Origin of the sequence: uncultured Streptococcus sp. (assembly GCF_963521865.1) — a bacterium.
Classification (GTDB): Bacteria; Bacillota; Bacilli; order Lactobacillales; family Streptococcaceae; genus Streptococcus.
The window spans coordinates 21,122-27,451 of record NZ_CAUQWY010000024.1 but is presented as its reverse complement, the minus strand read 5'-3'; the positions used below and the strand labels follow the sequence as shown (position 1 = coordinate 27,451).

The window sequence follows — 6,330 nt, the reverse complement described above, 5'->3', positions numbered from 1 at the left end:
CTTTAGAAAGCAAGGCTAGGGTTGAAAATATTGAAGAGTTCCTTTCTGTGACGAAGAACTTTGATGACACCTCTGATGAGCCAGAAGAAGAAACTGGTCTGGATAAACTGAGTCGTTTCTTAAATGATTTGGCCTTAATTGCAGACACAGATTCAGGTAGTCAGGAGACATCAGAAGTGACCCTGATGACCCTGCATGCTGCCAAAGGTCTTGAGTTTCCAGTTGTCTTTTTGATTGGGATGGAAGAAAATGTCTTTCCGCTTAGCCGTGCAGCTGAAGATCAAGATGAATTAGAAGAAGAACGCCGTCTGGCCTATGTAGGAATTACGCGTGCAGAGAAAATTCTCTATCTGACAAATGCTAATTCGCGCCTGCTTTTTGGTCGTACAAACTACAATCGTCCGACTCGTTTTATTAACGAAATCAGTTCAGATTTGCTTGAGTATCAAGGTTTGGCCCGTCCAGCCAATACAAGCTTTAAGGCATCTTATAGCAGTGGTGGCCTTGCCTTCGGTCAAGGTATGAGTCTTGCCCAAGCTCTTCAAGACCGTAAACGCAGTGCTGCCCCAAAAACTATTCAGTCAAGCGATCTTCCATTTGGTCAATTTACAGCTGGCGTAAAATCAGCGTCTAGCGAGGCGAATTGGTCCATTGGTGACATTGCCCTCCACAAGAAATGGGGAGAGGGAACTGTTCTGGAAGTTTCAGGTAACGGAGCTACTCAAGAATTAAAAATCAATTTCCCAGAAGTAGGTTTGAAAAAACTTTTAGCCAGTGTAGCCCCAATTGAGAAAAAAATCTAATTTTCCATCCTTCTCACGAATAATAAAGTGAGGAGGATTTTTATGTACAGTATTTCATTCCAAGAAGATTCACTATTGCCAAGAGAAAGACTAGCCCAAGAAGGAGTAGAAGCTCTCAGTAACCAAGAGTTGCTAGCTATTCTACTCAGGACAGGAACACGTCAAGCCAGCGTTTTTGAAATTGCCCAGAAAGTCTTGAGCAATCTTTCAAGCCTAACGGATTTGAAAAAAATGACCCTGCAGGAATTGCAGAGTCTGTCTGGTATCGGTCGTGTTAAGGCCATAGAATTACAAGCTATGATTGAACTGGGCCATCGTATTCATAAACATGAGACCCTTGAAATGGAAAGTATTCTCAGCAGTCAAAAGTTGGCCAAGAAGATGCAGCAGGAATTGGGACATAAAAAACAAGAGCACCTGGTGGCGCTCTATCTCAATACTCAAAATCAAATCATCCATCAACAGACCATTTTTATCGGTTCTGCAACTCGTAGTATCGCTGAACCGCGAGAGATTCTTCACTATGCCATCAAGCATATGGCGACCTCTCTCATCTTGGTCCACAATCATCCTTCAGGAGCAGTAGCCCCTAGTCGTAATGATGATCATGTCACTAAACTTGTCAAAGAAGCCTGCGACCTGATGGGTATTGTTCTCTTGGACCATTTGATTGTCTCTCATTCTAGTTACTTTAGTTATCGTGAAAAGACAGACTTAATCTAAAGTTCATTAACGACATAGTCAAAGAGGTTTTTATCTTTGGGACGATTTTCAAATAGAAATTCTGGGTGCCATTGGACACCGAGAAAGGCAACATCATCCGTACTCATGACAGCTTCAATGATACCATCTTTAGGATCATGAGCCGCAATCTTTAAATTTGGTGCTAAATCCTTGATGCTCTGGTGGTGGAAGGAGTTGATATGGGAAATTTCTCCATAGATTTCTCGAAGAACTGTATCAGGTTCTGTCACCAAGCGTTGAGTTGTGTACTCAGCAGAACAATCTTGCCAGTGGTCTTCTATATCTTGATACAGAGTTCCACCCATGGCAACGTTAAAGAGTTGAGTCCCACGACAGACGGAGAAAATAGGCTTTTTCTGGTTAATAGCTTCCTTGATAAGAGCCAGTTCGAAGATATCTCTTTGAAGGTGGTAGTCATCGCTATCAATGGTTTTCGGTTCACCATAGAATTTTGGATCGACATTTTGCCCACCTGTCAAGATGAGCTTGTCAATCAAACTGATATAGTGGCTAGCCATTTCTTGATCACCAATCGGTAGGATGATGGGAATCCCTCCAGCGTCTTTAACTCCTTCAACAAAGCCTTTTGCTGCGTAGCTCATCATGATGTCATCATCTGGATGAGTTTTTTCGTTTCCTGTAATCCCAATAACTGGTTTTTTCATAAAATGATTTTCGCTTTCTAATCCTCTTTTCGCATGAAGTAGAGGAGGGTTTGGAGTTCACTTGTCAAATCGACATACTGAACGACCACGTCTTTTGGTAAATGCAGATGAACTGGTGAAAAACTGAGGATTCCTTTCACGCCAGCATCAACCAAGAGATTGGCAACCTCTTGTGACTTGACGCTGGGAACAGTTAGGATTGCAGTCTTGACATCGGCATTCTTGATTTTATCCTTGATTTGAGAAATTCCGTAAATGGGAATCCCATCAGGGGTTTGGGTCCCGACCTCAGGATGGTCATCTAGGTCAAAGGCCATGATAATCTTCATCTTGTTACGCTCGTGGAATCGGTAGTGGAGAAGGGCATGGCCCATATTTCCAATACCTACCAGCATAACATTGGTGATGGAGTTATCATTGAGCAAATCGGCAAAAAACGTCATCAGTTTTTTAACATCATAGCCAAAACCACGACGACCTAGTTCACCAAAGTAGGAAAAATCACGACGAACTGTCGCTGAATCAATACCAATAGCCTCTGCAATTTGCTTAGAGTTGGCACGTTCAATCTTTTCTGCATGAAATCTCTTAAAAATTCGATAGTAGAGAGAGAGTCTTTTCGCTGTAGCTTTTGGAATAGCAGACTGTTTATCTTTCACAAAATCACAACCTTTCTATTCTTCTATTTTATAGAAACATTGTGAAAAAATCAACAAAAACAATAAAAAACTAAGAAAAATCTTAGTTTTGATGTAAAAATTCTGTTTGTGCTAGAAAACGGTAGAGGTCTCCGACCAGTCCTTGGTAAACTTCCTGCCCCTCAAAAGTCAAAGAAGTCACATAAAGTGTATCTGGTAGGGTCACACATCCTGACAAAGCCAACATGAGAGCCTCATAATCTTCATACTTGAGAGTCCGCTCTACATGATAGTTGTCCTTATAGGTTAGTTCAAACATTTTGGCTCTATCTTTCCGATTTTGTAAAGACACCACGCTCTACAAGGCTATCCATGAGGAAGTAGAATTTTTCCTGATGAATGTGATGGTCTTCTGATTTGAAAATATCAACTAGACGAAGGCCAAACTTGTCAGTGATATTGATTTTAGCCCCTGTAAGTTCCTTGTTAATGATGATTTTGAGTTGGAAGCCTTCACCGCTGTTTGGAACCTTTTCAAGCAGACGAGTTAGTTCGTAGTTACTAACCTTGGTCTCAAAAAAAGTGTTGTCCTTGAGGGTAAATTTTTTAACAGAAGGGCTAAGAGTGTAGTCGTAACGACAATTTTTTAACTGAATGGTTTTTTCAAATGCCATATGGCTAACCTCCGATAATTTCTTTTAAGGTTTTTGCGAGGGTTTGTAGGTCTTCAACAGTATTTTGTGGCGACAAACTGATGCGAACGGATTCCTTCAAGCGTTCTGAATTTGCTCCGTACATAGCTTCAAGAACATGGCTGGATTGGACAATACCTGCTGTACAAGCTGAGCCAGTAGAGATTGAAATTCCAGCTAAATCTAGACTAAGGAGCAAGAGGTCATTTTTCTGACCAGGAAATCCAATATTGACAACATAAGGGAGATGATGTTGTCCTCTATTCAGGTAATACTGAACTCCCTCTAGCTCGGCCAGAAAGGCAGTTTCTAGATTTTGTACATGTTGAAAATATTCTTCTTGCTTTTCTAGGTCCTCTTTTAAGGCTGCAAGCATGCCTACGATGGCAGCTAGATTTTCAGTTCCTGCACGTTTTTTCTGTTCTTGGTCTCCGCCATGTAGATAGGAATCAAAGTCCATGCTAGATGCGTAGAGAAAACCGATTCCCTTAGGACCATGGAACTTGTGGGCCGAAGCAGTGAGAAAATCGATGCCTAATTCTTCGGGATGAATTGGTATTTTACCAATAGCTTGAACTGCGTCGACATGATAGGCAGCAGGGTGTTGCTTGAGTATTTGGCCAATTTCAGCAATGGGCAGTAGGTTCCCAGTCTCATTGTTGGCAAACATGGTAGAAACCAAAATCGTATCGTCACGTAAGGCCTCTTGAATTTGCTGGGCAGTGATTTCTTGATTTTCTGGCTGGATAATGGTTGCTTCAAAACCAAAGTGCTGAACCAAGTAATCAATGGTTTCAAGGACAGCATGGTGCTCAATAGCAGTTGTGATGATATGTTTTCCTCGTTCTTGGTGACGAAGGCAGTAGCCAATGATAGCAGTATTGTTGCCTTCTGTTCCACCAGAAGTGAAAAAGATATGTTGAGGTTTTGTCCCCAGTAACTGAGCTAGTTCCTGACGGGCTTCTCGCAAGAGTTTGCCAGCTTGACGACCATGCCCATGAATACTAGAAGGATTTCCATAGGTTTCTTGCATAACCTCGGTCATAGCTGAAATAGCAACTGCTGACATGGGAGTCGTTGCAGCATTGTCCAAATAAATCAAAGAATCACCTTATTTCTTTTTGTTGTAAGCAAAGAGTGGGCTGACTGGTTTTCTTTCGTGGATACGGACGATGGCATCACCAATTAACTCACTAGCAGTGATGTAGCATACGTTTTTAGGAGTTTTTTCTTTTGTTGCTACTGAATCAGTCACAAGAATTTCTTTAATCTTAGTATTGTCAAGAAGTTCAGCAGCACCTTCAACGAAAAGACCATGACTAGAAACAGCATAAATTTCTGTAGCCCCTTCACGTTCAACGATTTTAGCTGCTTCAGAGAAGGTACGTCCTGTATTAAGAATATCGTCAATCAAGATAGCTTTTTTACCTTCAACATCACCGATAATATAGCCTTCGTTGCGAGTTGCATCGTCTTGAGGGTAGTCGATAATGGCGATAGGAGCATCAAGATATTCAGCCAAGCTACGAGCACGTTTTACCCCTGAATTTTTAGGGCTAACGACAACAACATCCGAACCTCTTAATCCTTTATCACAGTAGTGTTTAGCAAAGAGAGGAACAGTGTAAAGATTATCTACAGGAATATCAAAGAAACCTTGTACTTGAACTGCATGTAAGTCGAGGGTAAGGACACGATCTACACCAGCTTTAACCAGCATGTTAGCAACTAGTTTAGCTGTTAGTGGTTCTCTAGATGATGCGATTCTATCTTGGCGTGCATAGCCAAAATATGGAAGAACAACGTTGATACTGTGAGCACTTGCACGCACACAAGCGTCGACCATGATAAGCAATTCCATTAGGTGGTTGTTAACAGGGAAACTTGTTGATTGGATGATGTACACATCATAACCACGGACACTTTCTTCAATATTCACTTGGATTTCTCCGTCTGAAAATTGACGTGATGACAGTTTTCCAAGTGGGACACCAACAGCTTGAGCAATTTTTTGTGCAATTTCTTGGTTAGAGTTGAGTGCGAAAAGTTTCATATTTTTTCTATCTGACATTATAGACCGTCCTCTGTAAACTTTATAAATCCTAGTTATATCTGTCTTACCTATATGAACTGGGATTTGTGTATTTTTATCTTTTCTATTTTACCAAAAAATGAAGATTATTTCAGCTATTTTTCATGCTTTTGACAAATCGAACCAATTTTGAAGGGGCTTTTTGGTAGGAAATCTGATTTTCCTCTAAAAATTTTTGGAAATCCTGTTTGCCTTGCTCGTGATTTTCCACTTCAAGCTCTAATTCGTAATCTGTAATATCAAAGTACTGACTTTCATCTAGTGCCATGAGGCCAATTGGTGTTTGTATTTCATAGCGAAGTGTTGTGAGACAACCAAGGACCAGCCATTTATTACTTTGGATACCATGTTTTGCTAATTCATCAAGCACAAGCCCTTGAGGAAGTTCTTCCTTGCTCAGATAGTTTTCAGCATCTTTTAGTTGCAATTTTTGATTGTATTCCATGTTTCCGACACTTTGTGGGACTTTAAGTGTCAATTCTGCCCAGTCTTCAAAAGTTCGAATGCGCATAGCAACTTTCTTTTCTCGCAGTTCAAAATCAGGTGTGTCGATGTAGTAATTTTTTTGAAGAACAGGAGTGACACCTGTGAACTGGTCTTTTAGACGATCATATTCATCTTTTTTCAAGAGTGTTTTCAATTCAATTTCTAAATGTTTCATTTTTCTTACCTTTTCTTTATCGTTGAAAGCGGATT

General features: G+C 40.7%; 9 protein-coding genes. 2 read left to right on the top strand and 7 right to left on the bottom strand.

All coding sequences use genetic code 11. The features are described 5' to 3' along the window. Together RWO85_RS07235 and radC are read left to right on the top strand one after the other, a co-directional pair. Nucleotides 1–803, top strand: an 803-nt coding sequence (locus RWO85_RS07235; protein WP_314414998.1) for a 3'-5' exonuclease, incomplete at its 5' end; no start/stop codon positions are given. 42 nt (nucleotides 804–845) lie between these two features. Then, the gene (gene radC, locus RWO85_RS07230) at nucleotides 846–1,526 is read left to right on the top strand and encodes a DNA repair protein RadC (RefSeq protein ID WP_314414996.1); all 681 of its coding nucleotides are present in this window, start codon (nucleotides 846–848) and stop codon (nucleotides 1,524–1,526) included. Here the strand turns inward: radC and RWO85_RS07225 are convergent. From RWO85_RS07225 to RWO85_RS07195, 7 genes are all read right to left on the bottom strand, one after another. Then, on the bottom strand, nucleotides 1,523–2,212 hold the full coding sequence (locus tag RWO85_RS07225; RefSeq protein WP_049487231.1) for a gamma-glutamyl-gamma-aminobutyrate hydrolase family protein: 690 nt from the start codon (nucleotides 2,210–2,212) through the stop codon (nucleotides 1,523–1,525). The genes radC and RWO85_RS07225 overlap by 4 nt on opposite strands. 17 nt (nucleotides 2,213–2,229) lie before the next feature. Then, nucleotides 2,230–2,871 carry a redox-sensing transcriptional repressor Rex gene (locus tag RWO85_RS07220; protein WP_042900738.1) on the bottom strand — a complete coding sequence of 214 codons (642 nt, stop codon included), beginning with the start codon at nucleotides 2,869–2,871 and terminating at the stop codon, nucleotides 2,230–2,232. An 82-nt stretch (nucleotides 2,872–2,953) separates the two neighbouring features. Beyond that, on the bottom strand, nucleotides 2,954–3,169 hold the full coding sequence (locus RWO85_RS07215) for a DUF4649 family protein (RefSeq protein ID WP_314414994.1): 216 nt from the start codon (nucleotides 3,167–3,169) through the stop codon (nucleotides 2,954–2,956). Between the two features lie 7 nt (nucleotides 3,170–3,176). Continuing rightward, nucleotides 3,177–3,524: a DUF1831 domain-containing protein gene (locus tag RWO85_RS07210; protein WP_314414993.1), complete on the bottom strand. Its 348-nt coding sequence runs from the start codon at nucleotides 3,522–3,524 to the stop codon at nucleotides 3,177–3,179. A gap of 4 nt (nucleotides 3,525–3,528) precedes the next feature. Beyond that, nucleotides 3,529–4,644: a cysteine desulfurase family protein gene (locus RWO85_RS07205; RefSeq protein WP_314414991.1), complete on the bottom strand. Its 1,116-nt coding sequence runs from the start codon at nucleotides 4,642–4,644 to the stop codon at nucleotides 3,529–3,531. A 9-nt stretch (nucleotides 4,645–4,653) separates the two neighbouring features. Then, entirely contained in the window at nucleotides 4,654–5,613 is a 960-nt protein-coding gene (locus RWO85_RS07200) for a ribose-phosphate diphosphokinase (RefSeq protein ID WP_268717910.1), read from the bottom strand. Nucleotides 5,614–5,725: 112 nt separating this feature from the next. Next, nucleotides 5,726–6,295, bottom strand: coding sequence for a CYTH domain-containing protein (locus RWO85_RS07195; RefSeq protein ID WP_314414989.1), 570 nt, complete (start codon nucleotides 6,293–6,295; stop codon nucleotides 5,726–5,728). Nucleotides 6,296–6,330 lie beyond the last annotated feature (35 nt).